Source organism: Pedobacter sp. ok626 (genome assembly GCF_900100435.1).
In the GTDB taxonomy this organism is placed as follows: Bacteria; Bacteroidota; Bacteroidia; order Sphingobacteriales; family Sphingobacteriaceae; genus Pedobacter.
Genome location: NZ_FNEX01000027.1, coordinates 14,666 through 33,313 on the forward strand (window position 1 = coordinate 14,666; position 18,648 = coordinate 33,313).

The window sequence follows — 18,648 nt, forward strand, 5'->3', positions numbered from 1 at the left end:
GTTTTTTGCCTGATTTTTATGTCAGGCGTCAAGAAATAAATACTATTTTCTGGCTTTTGATTCTGGAATAAGTTCGGCAAGTTTTTTATTCAGTTCGGCCCCTCTCAGGTTAACTGCAATGATCTTTCCTCGAGGGTCAATCAGAAAATTTTGAGGAATGGAGCGTATCATATACAATTTAGCAACATCATCGTCCCAGAATTTTAAGTTGGAAACATGTTGCCAGGTAAGCTGGTCCTCATGTATTGCTTTTAACCATGCATCGCGTTTACCCGTCTGATCTAAAGAAACTGAAAGAACATCAAAATTTCTGTCTTTGTATTTTTGCCATGCTTTTACCACTGTTGGGTTTTCTTCTCTGCAGGGTCCACACCAGCTTGCCCAAAAATCTAACAGCACATATTTACCTTTATAATCTGCAAGCCCAATGCTTTTTCCGGAAGTATCGGGAGCGGTAAATAGTGGAGCCATTCTACCAACACTAACCGCATCAAATTTGTCCAACGTAGTTTTGGTTTTAATGCCCATTGGTGTTTGTTGCACCTTGCTATTCAATTTATTAAACAACTTTTTTAGAGCAGGAACATCGGTCGGCAATGGTCCGATTACATCATTAAGCGCAACCAGGCTAATAAAATAATCAGGGTGCTTACTGATGAATATAGCTTGTTCTTGCTTCTTTTCCGCTTTAAGAACAGCCATTTCTGCGCGCCAGGCGCCTAAGCCGAGCGTATCGTATTTTACTTTTTTTATCTGCGCATCTCTATACGTTTTCTCACTTAAAACAAGTTTCTCTTGTATGCCAGTTAAGGCAGCATCCAATTCTTTTTTCTGTTTTTGGATAGCCGGAGATTCCATATCTGGATCCTGCTGCGCAAAAACCGCCCCTGTTAGCATACATGCCAACAGGGTGAAGTTTAATTTTAGTTTCATTTATGTTTGTGTGTTTGTGTACTGATTTCAGGCTTAATAAAAACGGTTTCCAATTCCGTTTTCAATATAATTTACAGAGGTAACTTTTCCTGTACCTTCAAAATTTGGTTGTGGCAAGGCTTGTATGGTTCCGATAGAACTGATTTTATGCAGCCATACTTTATACTTTCCTGTTGCACTCGAATAAGCGGCAATCACCAGATAGTCAGTAGTCACCACGATATTAGCAGCATTCGGCACAGGGTATTTAACATGCTGTATACAGGTTACCTGATCACCAGCAGCAAGTGTAATCTGCAGGTTCTCCGAAAGCGAAGTAAAATCCGTTAAATAGATTTTATTTGCCTTGGCGTAATAAATATAATCAGAATCATAATTGCCGCCAATCACATCGGCAGACATGATTCCGTGCGCCTGAGGTACAATTTTACCCTCGATAAAAGGATTTGAATAACCCGCTAATGGGCCATAAGTACCAAACAGCTTCGCCAGATAACCTTCTCCTGAAGTTTTACGGAACAATTCAAGTACAGCAGCCCTTACACCGGGATATGCTCCAGCCCATATTGGCTCTGCATCCATATTTTTAAGCGTAGTGGCCAAATTATGTACCGGAATAAAATTTGTTCCGTCTACTGTCACTATGGATTTAGAATTCTGGTCAAACATGACATCGGTTCCTGCTGACCCAACTATCGGCGACATCTTATAAGTAGACAACGGTGGATTTGTAAACAATGCCCCTTTTTGCATAGAATATACCTTTCCATCGTTGATCAAGCGGACCAAATTGTCACTTTGAGGTTGCAAAATATTCTGAGGCTTAAAAACAGCAGGTTTGGAAAAAAACATGTTATCTGCATTTAGCATCAATTTTCCATTATCTATTCTAAAAATAGCTGCATCCTGATCAGAAATCACGACCAATGCACCAAAAAGATCGGTCGATGAGGGGCTCATCTTAAATGACCCGGCAAATACAGATCTTATAGACTTGCCTTTCATGCTCATTCCATCATTATGAAAAGCCATCCAGTTGTCAATCCTTCCTGTTGAATGAATAAAATCAAAGTCTGTTTTCAGTCCGTCGTCTTTCAATAAGTACCAACCGTTCATGGTTAGGGTAGATACATTTAGTTTACTTGTGAAAATCTGGGTGACTCCGGTTTGTTTATTTTTTACGTTGAAAGTAAGGATGTAAGGCCCCGGATTAAGCAATACGGTGTAGTTCAAATTCTTTGTACTGGCAATCAGATCTCCTTTAGGAATAACACCGCTGTTAACTACAAAATTAGTTGAATATACCCTCCAGGAAAAATCGTACAACGATTCATCCTTTACCGTCGGACTAATACTTAGTACATCCCTACGGGTAAATGTGGTATAGCTATTTTCGAACCCACTTATAGAGGGGCTAGGCAAATTGGGTATAAAATCATCCCCCTTGCTCTTGATGCAGGAATAATTTAAAACAGTAATTAGCCCCAGGATAAAAATATATAATAATCTCTTCATAACAAGTTTTCTAAATTTCCAATGCATAAATTAAGGGAATGTAACTAGTGGACTGCCTGCCACATTTGTTTCGCGCATCGGTGCAGTACCGTTTGCGATGTTCGCCGGATTACTGTTAAATTCGTTCAGCCCCTCCTTTAATGCATTTTTATAATTGTCCAAAGCACCCGTGGCAGCAAGGGCCTGATACCAGGCTTCATCTATTTTCACCTTTAAGAAATCGTACATAAACTGGTGTTTACGGGTACTGTATTTGCCGAATCTACTGACAGCAGGAGATACCCCGGTATCCGTTCTCCAGGAATAAAATCGCTCCAAACGATCAGAAAATACGACAGCACAGCTCCGACTCTGCTTTTCACCTAAACCAAACTGATCGTTGCCCGCCAGTTCCAGGCGCAAACGAAAACTATTTGTTCTCAGGCTTGCATCTCTAAGTAGCACCACGGGAATCATTGCATTTACCTGATTTCCCTTAACCACCATCATGTGTTTCAGAGCAGGATCGTCCATTGCTACATAATGCACACCAGGAACAGCTGGATTAAGTACACCTGGTTCTACAACCTGCACCAATTTTACGGCTCTCTCCTTATTGCTAACATCTCCAATGGTATTTACCTGAATGTATACTGTATCTCTTAAAACAGTATTAGGTTCATAGAAAAATGTACTGGTAATTGTACTGGTATCATTCAGCTGAACCCTTGCACTATCGTTAAAATACAGGTAATCTGTTTTGGTACAACTAGTAACTGCTGCTGCCAAAAGAATTATCAAAAAATATATCAATCTTTTCATAAGTATCCTTAATTATTATTGTAATTAATTTCACGCAAAGGTTTAGGAACCACATATTTTGCAGGTGTTCCATTATAATAAGACTGGGTCCAGCTTGCTGGCAGTGTGGTAACACTAAGGCGCTTAAAGGCAAAAAAGGACTGTCCTTCGCCATACAATTCCCGTACATATTCCCGGATCATTTTATTTTTACGGTCGGTTAACCAATCACCATCATTAAATTTAGTAAAAGGGATTCCTTTCTTATCACAATAAAAAGCATATGCAGTTTCTGCTCCCACTTTTGTTTCTGCACATTCCGTAAGGATCAGGTACATCTCGCTCAGACGCAATAAAGGAACCTGGAGTACCTGGTTCTCAGGTAAGGCAGATGCTTTTTGCAAGAACTTTTTATACATTACATCTGTTGCAAGTGCCGTTCCAATAGGGGCCTTGTAAACCCACATTTCTTTGTAACGAATGTCTGAGGTTCTTTCGTTAGCTGGGAAGAGCTGACTCAGATAAAAACTCGGATTAAAATCATATTTCATGATACTGCCCGTTTGCCCAAAAGTATTATTAGCAATCGATTCAAGATTATACACACTCAGGGCCATGATGTGCTCGGATGACATCGTAAAATCTTCATTTGCACGGTCAGTCTCCACACCTAGTCTAAATGTTTTTGCCCCATTCGGGCTTACAGCATCGACTACCATTTGCGCATATTTTGCTGCATTTATTTTGTTCGAACCATCTGAGGCTGCCAACCAAAGGTAAATACGCGCCTTAAGGGCAAGTACCGCATAATAATTCATACGAACCTGTCTGTACATCAAATAATTATCAGGAAATGGAGTGGCATCATTCCGACCCGGATTCAACTGTGCAATAGTATATTTACGGATCGGATCAATATCCCTCAATAAAATCTCTGCTTCATCAAGATCATCCAATAAAGAACGGGTAAATTCCTGGTAGGCAAGTAATGGATGAATGTCCTTAGTTACCGATTTTACATAGGGTAAAATTGGAGCTGCTCCCGGAGTTGCTGGCATAGGGCCAAATAAACGCAAGGCATCAAAATGACAAAATGCGCGCAAGGCCAATGATTCTCCCTTAACGATCCCATAGTTGTCTGCTGTAAAAATAGATTTCTTATCGTCTATTTTATCCAGGATGCTGTTGACATCAGCAATCACCTTAAACAGGTTCTGGTAAGTATTATCGAATCCACTCCTTACATTGGCATCGTTGTAATCTCCAGACTTTAATTTAGTTACGTTAATGGTTGTCGCATCCCAGTTATAAGCCATATATTCAACAGTTCCCCACATTAGGGAGCTGCCATAAATATTGCCGTCTTTCATCCGGATATAAGCACCCGTAAGGGCATCTTTAAATCCTTTCTCTGTTTTAAACAACTCTTCCTGGGTAGCTTGGCCCTGTGGTTTTACATCAAGCCATTTTTTGCATCCCGTTGTAAACACCAAAGTGCCCAACATCAGGATAATGGTAAATATTTTTTTCAAGGTTTTCATAATTTAAAATGATGCATATAAAGACATGGAAAACTGACGGGTAAAAGGATAGGCTGTACCACGTTCCTGAGGTACCGTAGAAATGTAAAAAAGCTCTCCGGTGTTACCTGTTATAGATAGTGACCGCATTCCTAAACGTTTTAATATTTTCTTATTAAGTACATCGTAGGATAAATTCACATTCTGACAGGTGAATGTTGTTTCATCTTGTACAAAACGCGTAGAGGCATTCACAGCAGTAGTTTCGTTTATTCCTCTGAAGAAGGTCTTATCTCCCGGCTGCTTCCAGCGGTCGTAATAAACACGAGCATCCACGTTGACCAATCTATCTGCGTTCTCTATCTTGTCAATCAGGGTTTGGTTGTACAATTTACCGCCAAAACGGAAACCAAAGGACGCATTCATAGAGAAACTACCATAGCGTACCAGTGTACTAAAATTACCTCTGTATTTAGGTTGGTCAACACCTACAGCCACCCTGTATTCTGGTCTCCAGAAATAGGTTGCCTCTCCATTATTGTCTAAGAAAAGTTCTTTTCCTGTACTTGGATCAATACCTAGGGAGCGAACCGCATAGATTGTATTTTGTGATGCACCTTCCTGAATGATTTTATTTGGGCTTGTAGATAGACCATCTTTCATGGCGAGCAAAAGCTTTGCATTAGCCGCTTTCATTGCTTCAGATAATTTAACAATCTTATCCTCGTTGTGCGCGATATTCCCTGTTACGGACCATGCGAATTTTTTACCAGAATATGGAATTAGCCAAACAGTCGCAGATAACTCAAATCCTTTCTGCTGTAATTGACCGATGTTCTCATTGTAGCTAGCAAATCCGTTGGAATAAGGCAGTTCCAATGAAGAAAGTAGATTAGATGTTTTCTCCAGGTATACATTACCTTCTAGTGTTAACCTGCTTTTGAATACTTCCAACTCCAGACCTGCATTATACTTGTCGGTTGTTTGCCATTCCAGATCTGGATTTCCAAGCGCATCCTGACGGGCACCCAACCAGGTCTTATAACGATCCTTTACAATATAGCTGTAAGTACCTAATGCCTGATAGGCACTAAACTGGGTTGATCCAGTAGAACCATACGATCCTCGTAGCTTTAACCTATTCACAAAAGGCAGGTTATTTTTTACAAAGTCCTCATAATGTAAATTCCAGCCTATACCCGCAGACCAGAATGGGGCAAAGCGTCTGTTTGCACCAAACTGCGAAGCTCCATCTACACGATAAGTAACATCGGCCAGATAACGGTCTTTCAATGCATAACTTACGTTCGCTACAGCACCAACTCTGCGCGCAGTAGACTCGCCTCCACTAGGCGTTCCATTTTGCTTGTATTGAAGCGCCATAGACAAAAGATCAATAGACTCATCAGGGAAACCTTCGGCATCGAAAGTATAAGTGGTACTGCTAGTCTGACTGATGTCTAAATTTATTGCTGCAGAAATACGGTGTTTTTCTGCAAAAACATCAGAATAACCTGTTGTCAAACTTCCTGTATAATTTAAAGCTTTCCCGCTACCATAAGAATAGCTACCTTTTCTAAAGATATCTGCATCTGAATAGTTGGCAAAAGAAGAATGGCTTGCAGGTTTAAAATTGTCTTCTGTACTTAAATTACTGCTCACACTAAATCCGCCACGCACATACATTTTTTCTATAGGTGCCCAGTCTATCATCAGGTTATTGGTGATATTCGTATAATTTCGAATGTCGTAAGTATTCAATGTCGCATCGTGCAAAGGATTAGCATATGGCTTGCCACCATAAAAGCCCGCCATTGTCCAGTAATCATAGTTATAAGGCGAAAAAAACTGCACTACATTTCCTGCCGCATCATAGGGCTCCCAATATGGATTTAATTTAACATAATCAGAAAAAGTCCCATATGGAGATTCGCTTTCTTTGGTCTGTCCAACAACCAGATTGTTGCGAAAAGTAAGATTTTTGTATCGGTAAGATAAATTGATGGTACCATTAAAAGCCTCTCTTCCAGAACCTTTCATCACGCCATTCTGATCATTGTAGCTGAGTGCCAGGTCATACCTGAAGACTTCATCGCCCCCCTCTACTTTAAGGTTATGATTCTGGCCAACCTCCGTACGTAATGGAATAGACATCCAATCTGTGTTTACTCCTTTTTTTACTTGGGCCAATACCTCGTTGTAATATTGCTGCAAACCTATATTTGCTTCAGGAGTACGGGTAGAACTTCCATAGTAACCAGACAAACGCTCTAACTCCAATTTGTCTGCTGAATTTAGCAGGTTGTAGCTACCCAGATCAGGAATGCTCAAATTCAAGCCCGCTCTATAAGTCAGTCTTAACTTGCCGGCAACCGGTTCTTTGGTCTTGATCACAACTACACCATTTGCCCCTCTGGAACCATATAAGGCTGTTGCTGATCCATCTTTTAATAAAGTAATAGACAGTACCTCATTGTTGTCCAGATCCATCATGCGCTGCAGCGTGGTTTCAAATCCATCAAGAATAATTAAGGGTGTATTCAACCTCGCAGAAGTCTGATCCTGAAGCTCGTCTATATTCGGTAAGCTTCTTGCTCCACGCAGCTGTATATCGGGTATTTTGTTCGGATCAGCACCGAAAGAATTATTTGGAACTATATAAAATGAAGGATCTATGTTACCAATAGTTGTAAAGAGGTTACGGCCCTGAAACTGTTGTAATTCCTTTTCGCTTATGGTACGTTCTGCCCCGGTATAGGTTTCTTTTTTCTTATTGAAAATACCGGTCACCACCACATTGTCCATTTTATTTTCGGCCAATTCCATTTTTACCGTTATGGTAGACTGATCTTTTTTAAGCCTCAGCTCCTGAGTTGCATAGCCCAAATAAGTGACCACTAAAGTTGCCTTATCGTTAACGTTGGTTAATAGCACTAATCCTCCAGCTCCAGCTACAACTTTACGGGAGGTCCCCTTAACAGTAACTGTAGCCCCGGGTAATGGTACCCCGTTTGCATCGGTTACAATTATTCGTACATCTATATCCACAAAGGCCGAAATCACTTTATCGAGAAAGGTTGATTCTTTCTCCTTAAGCATGACGGCCTTGTCCTCCACCTTATAAACCAGTGGTTGGTTACGAAAACAAATGGCCAAAACTTCCTCTAAAGAAGCTTCTTTAACATGAATGGTTACAGGGTTCGCTTTTTTCAGCAACTCGTTGCTATAAAAAAAGTCATACTTACTTTGGTTCCTAATCTCATTAATAATCTGAGTAAGCGGGACGTTGGTTTTGCTGAGTGTAATTTTTTGTGCAAAACCTATTGCAGATACCTGCATTAGCGAGGATATCAGTATAACGGTGGTTAATCGCATAATAAGCAATATTTTTCGGAGATACCCTTCGGGCACACCAATTTTCTTAGTATAAATTCTATACATTTGTTTTGGTTTGGCTTTATGCAGCATGCTTCAGGCTTCGAATCTTTGAGCAGTTGCAATAAACAGTTGATAATTAATTTATTAATGAAGGCTTTACTCAACCAGAGGTGCTTCCAGGCACTTCTGGTTTTTGCCTCCCACTTACCAGCGAATGGACTTTTGTAGATTTTTTTTCATGTTTGTTGGTTTAGGTTTAATACTGAATTGATTCTCTTTTATTATTTGATCACGTAGACTTTTTTTCCATCAATCTTAAAGCGGACATCACTGTTAAATCCAATGATTTTTAATACCGCCGAAATATTCCTGGATCTTGATATTTTCCCTGAGTAGGTTAACCCAGGATCTGGCATCGTCTGATAAACCACCTCAACGCCATACCAACGAGAGATTTTACCCATAATGCTTTCCAGGCTTTCATTAAATTTAAAATAACCATTCTTCCATGCAACAACATCTTCCAGGTCAACATGATCAATCACATTGATCTTAGCCCCATCCAGCTTACTCTGCTGGCCTGGTTTCAGTAAAGCATTTGCTTTTCCGGCACTTACTTTTACAACTCCCTCTAATAGTGTTGTTTTTACCACCGGTTCGTCGGTATATGCCGCTATATTAAAATGTGTGCCCAAAACCTCTACGGTTTGTCTAGCATTCTTTACTTTAAACGGCATGGCCTTATTTGTTGCTACTTCAAAGTAACCCTCTCCTTTAAGCTCAACATTACGGTAATCACCAACAAATTTAACTGGATAACGCAGCGACGATCCAGAGTTTAACCAGACCTTTGTACCGTCAGAAAGATTAACCTGATATTGTCCACCTATGGGAGTTTCTATAGTATTGTATTGATCTGAGGCTGCCTTTCCATCTACATCAGAAATTTCATAAACAATCTGTCCATCTGCCTTTTTGACAACTTTAATTCCAAACTGACTTACTACTCCCCCATTGGCAACCCCTGTCAGGTCGACCTTTTGACCATTTGCCAGTATCAGGATCGCATTATTCCCACCGGGAGAAATATCTTTTGCATTTACAATCTCTACAACTTCATTAGCATTCTGACTAATAAATAATCCTCCAGCAGCTATTAACAGCACCGCAGCGGCTGCAATGCTCCATTTTTTCCAGAGTGGATATGATTTTGGTTTTATATCTACTTTAGACTGAGCTATCTTACCTTGCAATTCCGCAAAGTTTGCATCACTGATTTTTTTTCGAGACTCCTGTCCCATCACTATCAGTATTTTCCGGAAGTCCTCAATTTGTTTGCTATGCTCAGGATTCTTTTGCAACCATTCTTCCCAGTATTTTACATCATCACTGTTTCTTTTAAAACAATAATTGAGAAAACTCTCCTGATTTACCAGCTGCAAAATGTCTTTATCTAGCATTGAATTTTATTAAACTTTAGACAATAGAGCAGAAATTTGAAATATTACCTATGAATTTTTTAAAAAAAATAAAATTAATAATGAAAGGAGGGAAAGAAGAACAGATAATGGCCCAACTCCCTCCTCTTCAATTATCTTTTTAAGCCTTTCTACAGCATTATAAATGGTGTTGTAGGCTGTTTTTACTGTGATTTGATTAGATTCAGAAATCTCCTCATAGGAAAGCCCCAAATAAAACTTTTGATAGATTAATCTTGTCTGACTCTCCGAAAGCCTATTGATATAAGATTTTAAAAGTGAGCTAACGCTAGTATTCGTATACTGTTGTATATACAACGCCTCTACAGAAGGATGTGTGAGTGTATCTTCAAAGTCTAAAAGATCTAAACTTTCTTCAGCGCTAAAATGCTCTTTACGCAATAATTTCCGAAGGAAACAAGTGATCAAATAATTATGGTGATTAAGAATATGACCTAACTTTTGTCTGTTTTCATAAATGTATAAAAAGAGATCATTGACACAGTCTTTCGTTTTTTCAGGACTTACACCTTTCTTTATTCCAATATAAGTAAGGTAATCGTGGTAGTGGGAGTATAAATCATAAAAAGAAGACTGATCCCCATTCTGAATGAATGATTCCCAATCCACCATTAAATCTTTTCCTTTTTTCACGATCTTTTTGTTCCCCAACAATTCTGTTTATAGATTCAAACACAAAATTGTTCAATATTAAGCATTTATATATTCATTCAAAGTAGTTTGATCAATTATAGAAATTTTGACACTATTTTAAGAATTGCATTGACCGAGTAGCTTTGTAATATGATTAAAAACAGGCAGCCTTTACCCTTTTAATTTCGAACAATCTTCCCTGATTTTATCACTACTTCAATATTCGCCAAGGCCCTAATGTTTAGAAGTGGATTATCGTTCAATACCAGCAAATCTGCCTGTTTATTTTTTTCGATTGTACCAATATGCTTTTCCTGTCCGATCACCCTGGCGCCAACAATTGTTGCTGCGCGTAAGGCCTCGCAATTGGTAAAACCACAGTTCTCAACAAAATAACTAAGCTCATCAATTAACCTGGGATAAGGCCGGTTAAGATCCACGATCTGATCGGTACCAGCGGCAATCTCAACACCTTGCTGATGTACTCTTTTAAGTAATGGAAACACCCATGGATCACGTTCTTCTGACACGCACAAGGTCGCATCCAAAATGGCATTCTTCTTTTTCATCATACGGCAAAAGGTACTGACATCTAGATGGGCGATGACACTATCTTTGTAAGCCAGCGGCGTTCTTCTCTTGAAAAACAGGGTATCAATAGTTAAGTTCTCTAACATAGAAACATGTGATAGGACTTCTAATCCGGCCCCTACAACCTCTACCGGTGTTGCAGGGTACATCATGGTATGCCCCCAGGCCTTCAAACCATGCTTTTTAGCCGAGGCGATCACTTTTGGCAAAAACTCCCGATCAAAAGAATGGTACAGTTTTACCCCAGTTGCCCCACAATCCTTTGCTGCTTTCATCGCACTATCCAGGTTGGTCGCTGGAACTAGCCGTTGTTCCCAGGGATGGTAGGGTTCATTCCTGAGTTGCTGATCTCTATTGAAATACCAGTCTCCCGCCATGAAAGCCGCAAAGTAAACATCTGCCCCTGTTCTCCTACCCTGCCGAATCTCTGTCTGTGCCTGAAGCAGTGCTGAGCCATCTCCCGCAGCATCTCTTACAGAGGTAATGCCATGCCGCAAGAAATACTCCAGGTGTTTATAGGTATTTTCTATATTGTTCTTCCGATGAGCCGTTACATGGACATGCGCATCGATCAAGCCAGGAACTATGAATTTCCCCTGAAGGTCGATCAACTTCGCAGCTTTCCATTTTTTAGGTGACGAAGTCAAAGCGATGATTTTACCTTTCGAAATCACGATGTCCTTACCCTTGATAAATCTGCCCAGTTTGACATCCAGCACATTTGCGTTTGTTAAGATCAGCGTAGTTGTGTCAACAGGTTTCGAAGGGCGTGCTTTAACGGGAGTAAATGCGGCGATTAACCCGAATAGGCAAATCACAATCAGCAGCTCCTTCATTTCAATTTTCCTAATGCCCATTATCGTCTTTTTCTAGAAATTAACATCCAGGATACTGAAATTGCAATCAGACCTGGCAACAGACCTAAAAGTCCCCAACGGATCCAGGTCAGTTGACTATTACTGATCAATAGTTTATTGTCTTTAGGCTCCTCTCGAGTGGTGTCAATTGGAAACTGACCATTGCTAAACCACCTGAAGAGTTCCGTTACGAAAGAAAAATTTAAAGATTTTAGATTCTGCCGGCTCAGCTCAGCATTGCTCATAAAATCGGCATCTCCGATTACAAAAATCCGTTGTTCCTCTTTTCCGATTTTCTTGCGCATGGCGAAGGCAACCGGGTAAGCATTCTTGTCCTCATTCTTACGCGGGTCAATCAACACCTCGGTTTTACCTACAACCAAGCCTGGAATCAACCAGGTACTTGCGGCCTGAGTCACAAGAACCGGAAGCAGCTCGAAGCCCGAACCAGACTTTGCTTGCAGGGCTGCGACAGTTGGTGTGGTAACACTGGCACTGTCCATATTCGCAAATGTACTGTTCTTCAGCAATTGCATCCAGTTTTTGTTGGCGACATTACTTAGCACGAAAGAAGGCTCAAAATTTGCACTTTTTTGAACGAGTAATCCCTCGCTCAATGATATACCCACCAAGTCAAGAACCTGATTGTTTATCCCCTGACTTCCAGGTTCTGCTGCAATAAGCAAATTCCCTCCACGCTTTATATAACCTTCCAGGTTATTCAATTCGGTTTTATTATAGGCTGTCAAGGCATCCGCAAGTACAAGGATATCGACCTCCTTATCTATCTTGTTATCGTCCAAGGAAACTTCCTGAACATCGAAGCCCTGGTTGACAAGTGAATAACGGAAGCTGATCTCTGTGGTAGAGACTTTATAGTCCCTATCCCCCGAACGATTAATGCTTCTTTCACCATGACCATTTACAAAGCCTACCCTTGGTGGATTTACGACGAGCCTTTTCAAGGCCGCGGTAATTTCCTTTTCACCGGGCTGCTTAAACAGATCATCATATATACGCAAGAAAGTCGTTTTTCCATTATAAGAAACGGTCCGTACAGACCTGTTACGCTCCGCTTTCAGGTCAATCAGTTTATTGATCTCTTCTGGTCGTAGAAAATCTTCGAACTTCATCTTGTTTGCCTTAGCCATTTTTCTTGCCAACTGTTCATCATTCAGGCCCGGATTTTCCTGGTAAAGCCGTGTATTCTCTGAATGTGCCCAATAGAAAACGTATTCCATACGCATATGAGGCAGGAAGCGATAATACATATCAAAGTTCCTCTTGTCGTTGTTTTGGTATTGCGGCAAACCGAAATAATAATTTTCATCCAGCAGATTGATGTACGTAGTAATCACAACCGGTCCTTCAATTTTTTTGATCAGTGCCTTGCTTTCAGCAGTTAGCGTACGGCTTGCGGTCGCAGTCATGTCTTTATAGACAACAAACTGTGGCCTTGAACTTACATACCCTATCAATAGCATGAATCCCAGGAAGCCAACATATCTGATAATTTTAGCGAATACTGAAATTGTTCTGCGTTCAAACTCCAATTTAAATAGTGTAAGTCCGATGAATAACACAATGACAATCAGAAAATAAAGTATGTCGTTACTACCCAATAATCCATTGATCGATTCTTCGGCCCTGCCTGACATAGAGAGGAAGTAGGTGATGTCGCGGACGAAATCTACATCCTGCCATAATCCACCAATAAAATTGAGTGCAGCAAGTACAACCAGGGTACTGATCGCCGCAACAACCTGGTAACTGGTTAGACTGGACATAAACAGTCCGATGGCTGAATAGGCACAAATGAGTAGATAAAGTCCTATAATACCGGAAAAGATAAACCAAAAATCGGCCTGATGGATAGTAAATAGCGAAATTACACCTATACCCAATAAGACACTGATCAGTATAAAGCAATAACTGATCATAGCCAGGTATTTACCCACAACTATATCCAGCACTCTGATCGGTGAAGAATAGAGTAGTTTAATAGATCCGCTATGTGTTTCCCTGCTGATGAGCCCCATCGTGAGCAATGGAATATACAGGTAAAGGTATTCCTGCATCTTTGGGAACAAACCGGAAAATCCAGAGAAAAACCAGTTGGTCAGATTAGCGGATTGCTGTCCCATTTGTTGGGCCCGTTCCATGCGCTCAAGGAGTGAACTGTACTGCCATCCAGATTGAAAAATAAATACCAACAATACGATCCAGGCTACAGGCGAGTAGAACAATTGGCTAAGCTCGATACGCGCGATCCTTAATATATTTTTCATGTCTAGGAAGATTTTTTATTAGATAATTGTGCAAAAATTTGATCGAGAGAACTTTTTTCAAGTGTAATTTCGCGCATACGCCATCCCTGGTCGGCGCTTATCTGAATAAGCCGCTCACTAATTTCCTGTCCTGCATCAAACCTGATCCTGAACTTTGTTGAGCCCAGGGCTTCCACAGCATTGACACCACTAAGATTTTCAATTGTGGCAATGGCAGGAGGATTAAGCAATGTCATAATGAGGCTGTCTGGTTCGATATAATTATCGAAAGCCTCCATGGTATCGGAAAAAACCATGGTGCCATTTTCAATCATTTTCACCTGACTGCAGGTGGCCTGAATTTCTGAGAGAATATGAGAGGAAAAGATAACAGCCTTCTCTTCGCCAACTTCTTTAATCAACTTCCGCACTTCATAAATCTGATTGGGGTCCAGACCATTTGTCGGCTCATCCAACACGACCAATCTGGGTTCGTGTATAATCGCCTGCGCGATACCGACACGTTGTTTGTATCCACCGGATAGATTAGCAATCAAACGATTCTTAAAATGAGACACGCCACATTTGGCCATCGCTTTATCTACTGCGGCATTGACATTTCTGGCATCAATCAAACGCAGATATGCGCATTGTGTTAGGTATTCTTTAACGGTTAGATCCATATATAGCGGGGCATTCTGCGGAAGAAAGCCGATGAGCTTTTTAGCGGCTATCGGGTCCTTGTGCATCATATAGCCCCCTACTTCTACTGTGCCTTCGGTCTGGTTGAGCACACCACACATGATGTTCATGGTGGTTGATTTACCGGCACCGTTGGAGCCGAGCAAACCTAGAACACCGAGTTCGTTGATCTCAAAATTGATATCGCGGACGGCCCATGCAGATCCATAACGATGAGAAAGGTTGGTGATTTTTACAATCTTATTATCCATTCATTTGAAAATTAAATATTTCCTATTTTTCCGAACGCAGTGGCATCCGCCAAAGCATTTTTAATTGTTAAAAACTAACAGGGATTTTATTTTTTCGGCCAATGCTTCACCTCTTAAATTCAGGGCGATAATTTTACCCTTAGGATCAATCATAAAATTAAATGGCAAGGCGCTGATGCCATAAAGTCCAGCTGCAACTCCATTGGTTGATTCCGGATCGTTTAATTGCGGCCAGGGCAATTGATCTGTTGCAATAGCAGTTCTCCAGGATGCAGCGTCCGCATCCAGAGAAACGCCTAGAAATTTCAATGAATCAGAGCCATAGCTTTCATAACATTTGACAATAGTTGGGTTTTCCTTGCGACAAGGACCGCACCAGCTCGCCCAAAAATCGACGAATACATAACTGCCTTTATAGTCAGACAAGCGTATGGTCTTTCCTTCTGTATTCTTCAATGCAAAATCCGGTGCTAAATTTCCTATTGCGATGTTTTTACCAGCCAACAGAAACCCAGCTATCCGTTTCCCATAAAAGGATTGCTGTACTCCTGGCGAAAGTAATTTAAAATACTTCAACACCTCAGCACGGTCGCCCCTGGTGATGTACAGATCGCTAATGGTGATCGCTGTAGCCACATGATTCGGATTAGATTTTGTAATTGCAGCCAGTAGACTATCTTGTCTTTGTTGTAAAATGACTGATGCGGTACTGGTTTTGTCTTTCAAATCTCCACCAGCGTCTTTAACCATTTTGCGATAGTCGCCCACCAGCGCGTGGGTTTGTTCATTAAAGCGCATATACAAATCATTTTCCGTAGAATTGCTGACTACAGCTTTGAAAAGCTGACCCGCATTGCCCTTGATTTTCATCGCCGAGTTCTCGGCTAAGAAAATCCGGATCTGTTTGTTGGCGGAGTTACTTAATGTACAAATGACTGCCTCAGGCAAACGCCCTTTGATGCTGAATTTGTTTGCATTGGAAATGGCCGTTTTCTGTACTTTATCTCCTGCTATTTTGTAGGTAAGGAAAAACTCAGTGCCATCAATAGCTGTAACTTCTCCCTGCAAACTGTATGTATTCTGGCTAAAGCCCAGAAGGGGCATTAGCCAGAATATTGATGCGGTGAATACTTGGGAGATTACTTTAAAAAGTGTATTCATGAGGTATCTTTTTAGTAGTTTAAGCCTGGTATTGGTGATTCATTGAGGATCTTATCAAGCATCTGCTTTAAATACGCTAAGTGAATTTTGGTATCCCTATCAGTCGTTTTGGAAATACCGCTACCAATGTCCTTGCGCAAATCTTTGAGATGTGCAAAAGCCAAAGCCTTCACGTTAGAATACAATAGCACGTCAGTTGGGGTTACGGACGCCAGGATATTGTCTGTAGAGCCCTGCAAGGCGAAGCGCTTGTTGTACATTGTGATTATGCTCCCTATGTACATTTTTTGTAAGGCCCTGCGGTACTCATCCCCAGACGCACCGGTTGATAATTCAGTGAATATGCCTTTCTTTAAATCATTCAACCATTCGGCAGGAGAATAAGCGCCTTTACCGTTGTCCCTCTGGTTTACAATCATGCGATACAACCTGCTTTGAGAAGTAACCGACGCCACTACACCTTGTTGCAATTTCTGGACTTCATTAAAGCTATACCCCGGGTCAATTTTATTGATGATCTGCCTATCCAGCAACCAGGTTGGCGTCTTGAATATCTGCTCGTTGAAAAATTGGATGGCTTCTTTCTGCTTCGCTAAGCTCACCGACTGATAAACAGCACCGGGTTGATCATAAGTCTTCTCTGTCGTCATCACACCGCCCAAATTTTTCATCACATGAAATGCGTAACGTTCTACCTGGCCGACAACCTCTTTGTACATGATCTTCAATTGACTGTAATCTTCGCCATCTTCTCTTGTCCAGTTGATTAGATTAGGTACAATCCGTTTTAGATTTTTGATTCCGTACAAACTTGCCTTAATGGCATCGTCACCCAGGTCTTCCGACTGGGAACGAGGATCGTAATCTTTACCTTCTCCACCGAACCATAGGCGTTTATTGTTAGCCAGGCTATCTTTAGTGATCACATTCAAAATTTTGCGATCTGCCTCTGCATCCCTGGTATCCAAAATCGGACGGTATCCCCATTGGATCGCCCATTTATCGTAATCATTAATTCTTGGGAACAATCCTTTTTCCGAGATGCCGTCTTCCGGTTGAGCCACATAATTAAAGCGCGCATAATCCATAATAGATGGCGTATGTCCATGTGCTTCAACCCAGGCTTTATCACGCAACTTTTCTACTGGCACAGTACTACTTGCCCCCATATTGTGGCGCAAACCTAAAGTATGGCCAACTTCATGCGAAGAAACGAACCGGATCAGTTGGCCCATCAGCTCATCATCAAACTTATTTTTACGAGCACGTGGGTCTACTGCAGCGCATTGAATCATGTACCAATTGTGCACCAGCGTCATCACATTGTGGTACCAACCGATATGGCTCTCTAAAATTTCCCCTGTTCTGGGATCAGCCACGTTAGGTCCGTAAGCATTGGCTTTAGGCGATGCGAAATAACGGATTACCGAGAAGCGCGCATCATCCAGGCTCATGGTCGTATCATTCTCTGGCCATTCTTTACCGATGATCGCATTTTTAAAACCAGCCTGTTCAAAAGCTTTTTGCCAATCGTTAATACCAGCAATCAGAAATGGACGCCATTTCTTAGGCGTAGCTGGGTCAATGTAATAGACAATCTGCTTTTTAGGTTCCACCAATTCGCCACGTCTGAATTTCTCCATGTCTTCGTCTTTCACTTCCAATCTCCAGCGATGTACAAAACCTTCTGTTTTTACAGCTTGTTGCTCATCTGAGAATTTGTAGTACCCACTGGCGAAATAACCTACCCGAGGATCAAAATACCGTTTACGCATTGGATTTTCAGGCAACAGAATAAAGGAACTATTCATTTCCAAAGTCACAGCCCCCGCAACTCTGGTAGCTGGAAGCGGACCTGCCAAAGAATTGTAGGTACGCATAGTTTTCACTTCTGTATTAATCGGAAAGGTTTTCACACTTGCGATATAAGAACGATCGGCAGCTTGACCAGCTAGTCCATAGCTCTTTTTGTCTTCAGGATCGAATGCCAGTAGTGGGTTTTCACTCAGCAGAAAATCTGTCACATCAATAACCAGGGAAGCAGAGTCCTTACCTAGTGCCTTTATCGGAAAAGCAGCGGTGATAGGATTGATGTTTGAATTGCTCACTGCTTTAGAGATCATATCTGTCGAATCTGCTACACTGATAAGTGCGGCAACTTTCAGGAACAATTTATTATCCGGACCTTGTTCCCAATAGATCATTCTTTTGCCAACTTCTTCTCCACCGAAGTTACTTGCTCCTGGTGTAGAGCCACTGAGACGGGTAACCACTAAAATTTCTTTTTTCAAAAGCTTTTTAGGGATTTCGAAGAAGTATCTGTCGGCCACTTTGTGTACCGTCATCAATCCATTTTGGCTAACAGCTTTACTGGTAATCACATCCTTATAAGGCTTAAGGGCCGTTTTCAAGCTATCTGTTTTTGGCTTTACTATCGCACCACTAACAGACAAAGCACTCTTTTTCGTTGGTTTATTTTTAAATAAAGCACAAGAATTGAGCCCGGCAGTAAGCAAAAGGATAGCAATAGCCAGGCTAAAAAGCCTGACTTTATTGTTCAT

The 18,648-nt window shown here is 41.1% G+C and carries 12 protein-coding genes; all 12 read right to left on the reverse strand.

Annotation, left to right across the window (positions count from 1 at the left end):
- Positions 1-42: 42 nt before the first annotated feature.
- Complete coding sequence (locus tag BLS35_RS26415; protein ID WP_090787380.1) at positions 43-933, reverse strand: peroxiredoxin family protein; 891 nt, start codon at positions 931-933, stop codon at positions 43-45.
- Between the two features lie 33 nt (positions 934-966).
- Positions 967-2,448, reverse strand: a complete 1,482-nt coding sequence (locus tag BLS35_RS26420) for a PKD-like family lipoprotein (protein WP_165973439.1) — start codon at positions 2,446-2,448, stop codon at positions 967-969.
- A gap of 30 nt (positions 2,449-2,478) precedes the next feature.
- On the reverse strand, positions 2,479-3,249 hold the full coding sequence (locus tag BLS35_RS26425) for a DUF4843 domain-containing protein (protein ID WP_090787386.1): 771 nt from the start codon (positions 3,247-3,249) through the stop codon (positions 2,479-2,481).
- Between the two features lie 8 nt (positions 3,250-3,257).
- Positions 3,258-4,769 carry a RagB/SusD family nutrient uptake outer membrane protein gene (locus BLS35_RS26430; protein WP_207909198.1) on the reverse strand — a complete coding sequence of 504 codons (1,512 nt, stop codon included), beginning with the start codon at positions 4,767-4,769 and terminating at the stop codon, positions 3,258-3,260.
- 3 nt (positions 4,770-4,772) lie between these two features.
- Positions 4,773-8,189 (reverse strand): SusC/RagA family TonB-linked outer membrane protein, encoded by a 3,417-nt coding sequence (locus tag BLS35_RS26435; protein WP_165973438.1) that lies wholly within the window; start codon positions 8,187-8,189, stop codon positions 4,773-4,775.
- 218 nt (positions 8,190-8,407) lie between these two features.
- Positions 8,408-9,586 carry a FecR family protein gene (locus tag BLS35_RS26440; RefSeq protein ID WP_090787395.1) on the reverse strand — a complete coding sequence of 393 codons (1,179 nt, stop codon included), beginning with the start codon at positions 9,584-9,586 and terminating at the stop codon, positions 8,408-8,410.
- Between the two features lie 48 nt (positions 9,587-9,634).
- Positions 9,635-10,258, reverse strand: a complete 624-nt coding sequence (locus BLS35_RS26445; RefSeq protein ID WP_132226081.1) for an RNA polymerase sigma factor — start codon at positions 10,256-10,258, stop codon at positions 9,635-9,637.
- A gap of 179 nt (positions 10,259-10,437) precedes the next feature.
- Complete coding sequence (locus BLS35_RS26450; protein WP_090787401.1) at positions 10,438-11,706, reverse strand: amidohydrolase family protein; 1,269 nt, start codon at positions 11,704-11,706, stop codon at positions 10,438-10,440.
- Positions 11,706-13,994, reverse strand: coding sequence for a Gldg family protein (locus BLS35_RS26455; RefSeq protein ID WP_090787404.1), 2,289 nt, complete (start codon positions 13,992-13,994; stop codon positions 11,706-11,708). The genes BLS35_RS26450 and BLS35_RS26455 overlap by 1 nt, the downstream gene beginning before the upstream one ends.
- Positions 13,995-13,996: 2 nt before the next feature.
- Positions 13,997-14,926, reverse strand: a complete 930-nt coding sequence (locus BLS35_RS26460; RefSeq protein ID WP_090787407.1) for an ABC transporter ATP-binding protein — start codon at positions 14,924-14,926, stop codon at positions 13,997-13,999.
- A 60-nt stretch (positions 14,927-14,986) separates the two neighbouring features.
- Complete coding sequence (locus BLS35_RS26465; protein WP_090787411.1) at positions 14,987-16,087, reverse strand: TlpA disulfide reductase family protein; 1,101 nt, start codon at positions 16,085-16,087, stop codon at positions 14,987-14,989.
- A gap of 11 nt (positions 16,088-16,098) precedes the next feature.
- Complete coding sequence (locus BLS35_RS26470; RefSeq protein ID WP_254779154.1) at positions 16,099-18,648, reverse strand: zinc-dependent metalloprotease; 2,550 nt, start codon at positions 18,646-18,648, stop codon at positions 16,099-16,101.

Bases quoted from the DNA above. Each gene is read 5' to 3' on its own strand.
- BLS35_RS26415 (WP_090787380.1), bottom strand. From the start codon at position 933: ATGAAACTAAAATTAAACTTCACCCTGTTGGCATGTATGCTAACAGGG.
- BLS35_RS26420 (WP_165973439.1), bottom strand. From the start codon at position 2,448: ATGAAGAGATTATTATATATTTTTATCCTGGGGCTAATTACTGTTTTA.
- BLS35_RS26425 (WP_090787386.1), bottom strand. From the start codon at position 3,249: ATGAAAAGATTGATATATTTTTTGATAATTCTTTTGGCAGCAGCAGTT.
- BLS35_RS26430 (WP_207909198.1), bottom strand. From the start codon at position 4,769: ATGAAAACCTTGAAAAAAATATTTACCATTATCCTGATGTTGGGCACT.
- BLS35_RS26435 (WP_165973438.1), bottom strand. From the start codon at position 8,189: ATGTATAGAATTTATACTAAGAAAATTGGTGTGCCCGAAGGGTATCTC.
- BLS35_RS26440 (WP_090787395.1), bottom strand. From the start codon at position 9,586: ATGCTAGATAAAGACATTTTGCAGCTGGTAAATCAGGAGAGTTTTCTC.
- BLS35_RS26450 (WP_090787401.1), bottom strand. From the start codon at position 11,706: ATGGGCATTAGGAAAATTGAAATGAAGGAGCTGCTGATTGTGATTTGC.
- BLS35_RS26455 (WP_090787404.1), bottom strand. From the start codon at position 13,994: ATGAAAAATATATTAAGGATCGCGCGTATCGAGCTTAGCCAATTGTTC.
- BLS35_RS26460 (WP_090787407.1), bottom strand. From the start codon at position 14,926: ATGGATAATAAGATTGTAAAAATCACCAACCTTTCTCATCGTTATGGA.
- BLS35_RS26465 (WP_090787411.1), bottom strand. From the start codon at position 16,087: ATGAATACACTTTTTAAAGTAATCTCCCAAGTATTCACCGCATCAATA.
- BLS35_RS26470 (WP_254779154.1), bottom strand. From the start codon at position 18,648: ATGAACAATAAAGTCAGGCTTTTTAGCCTGGCTATTGCTATCCTTTTG.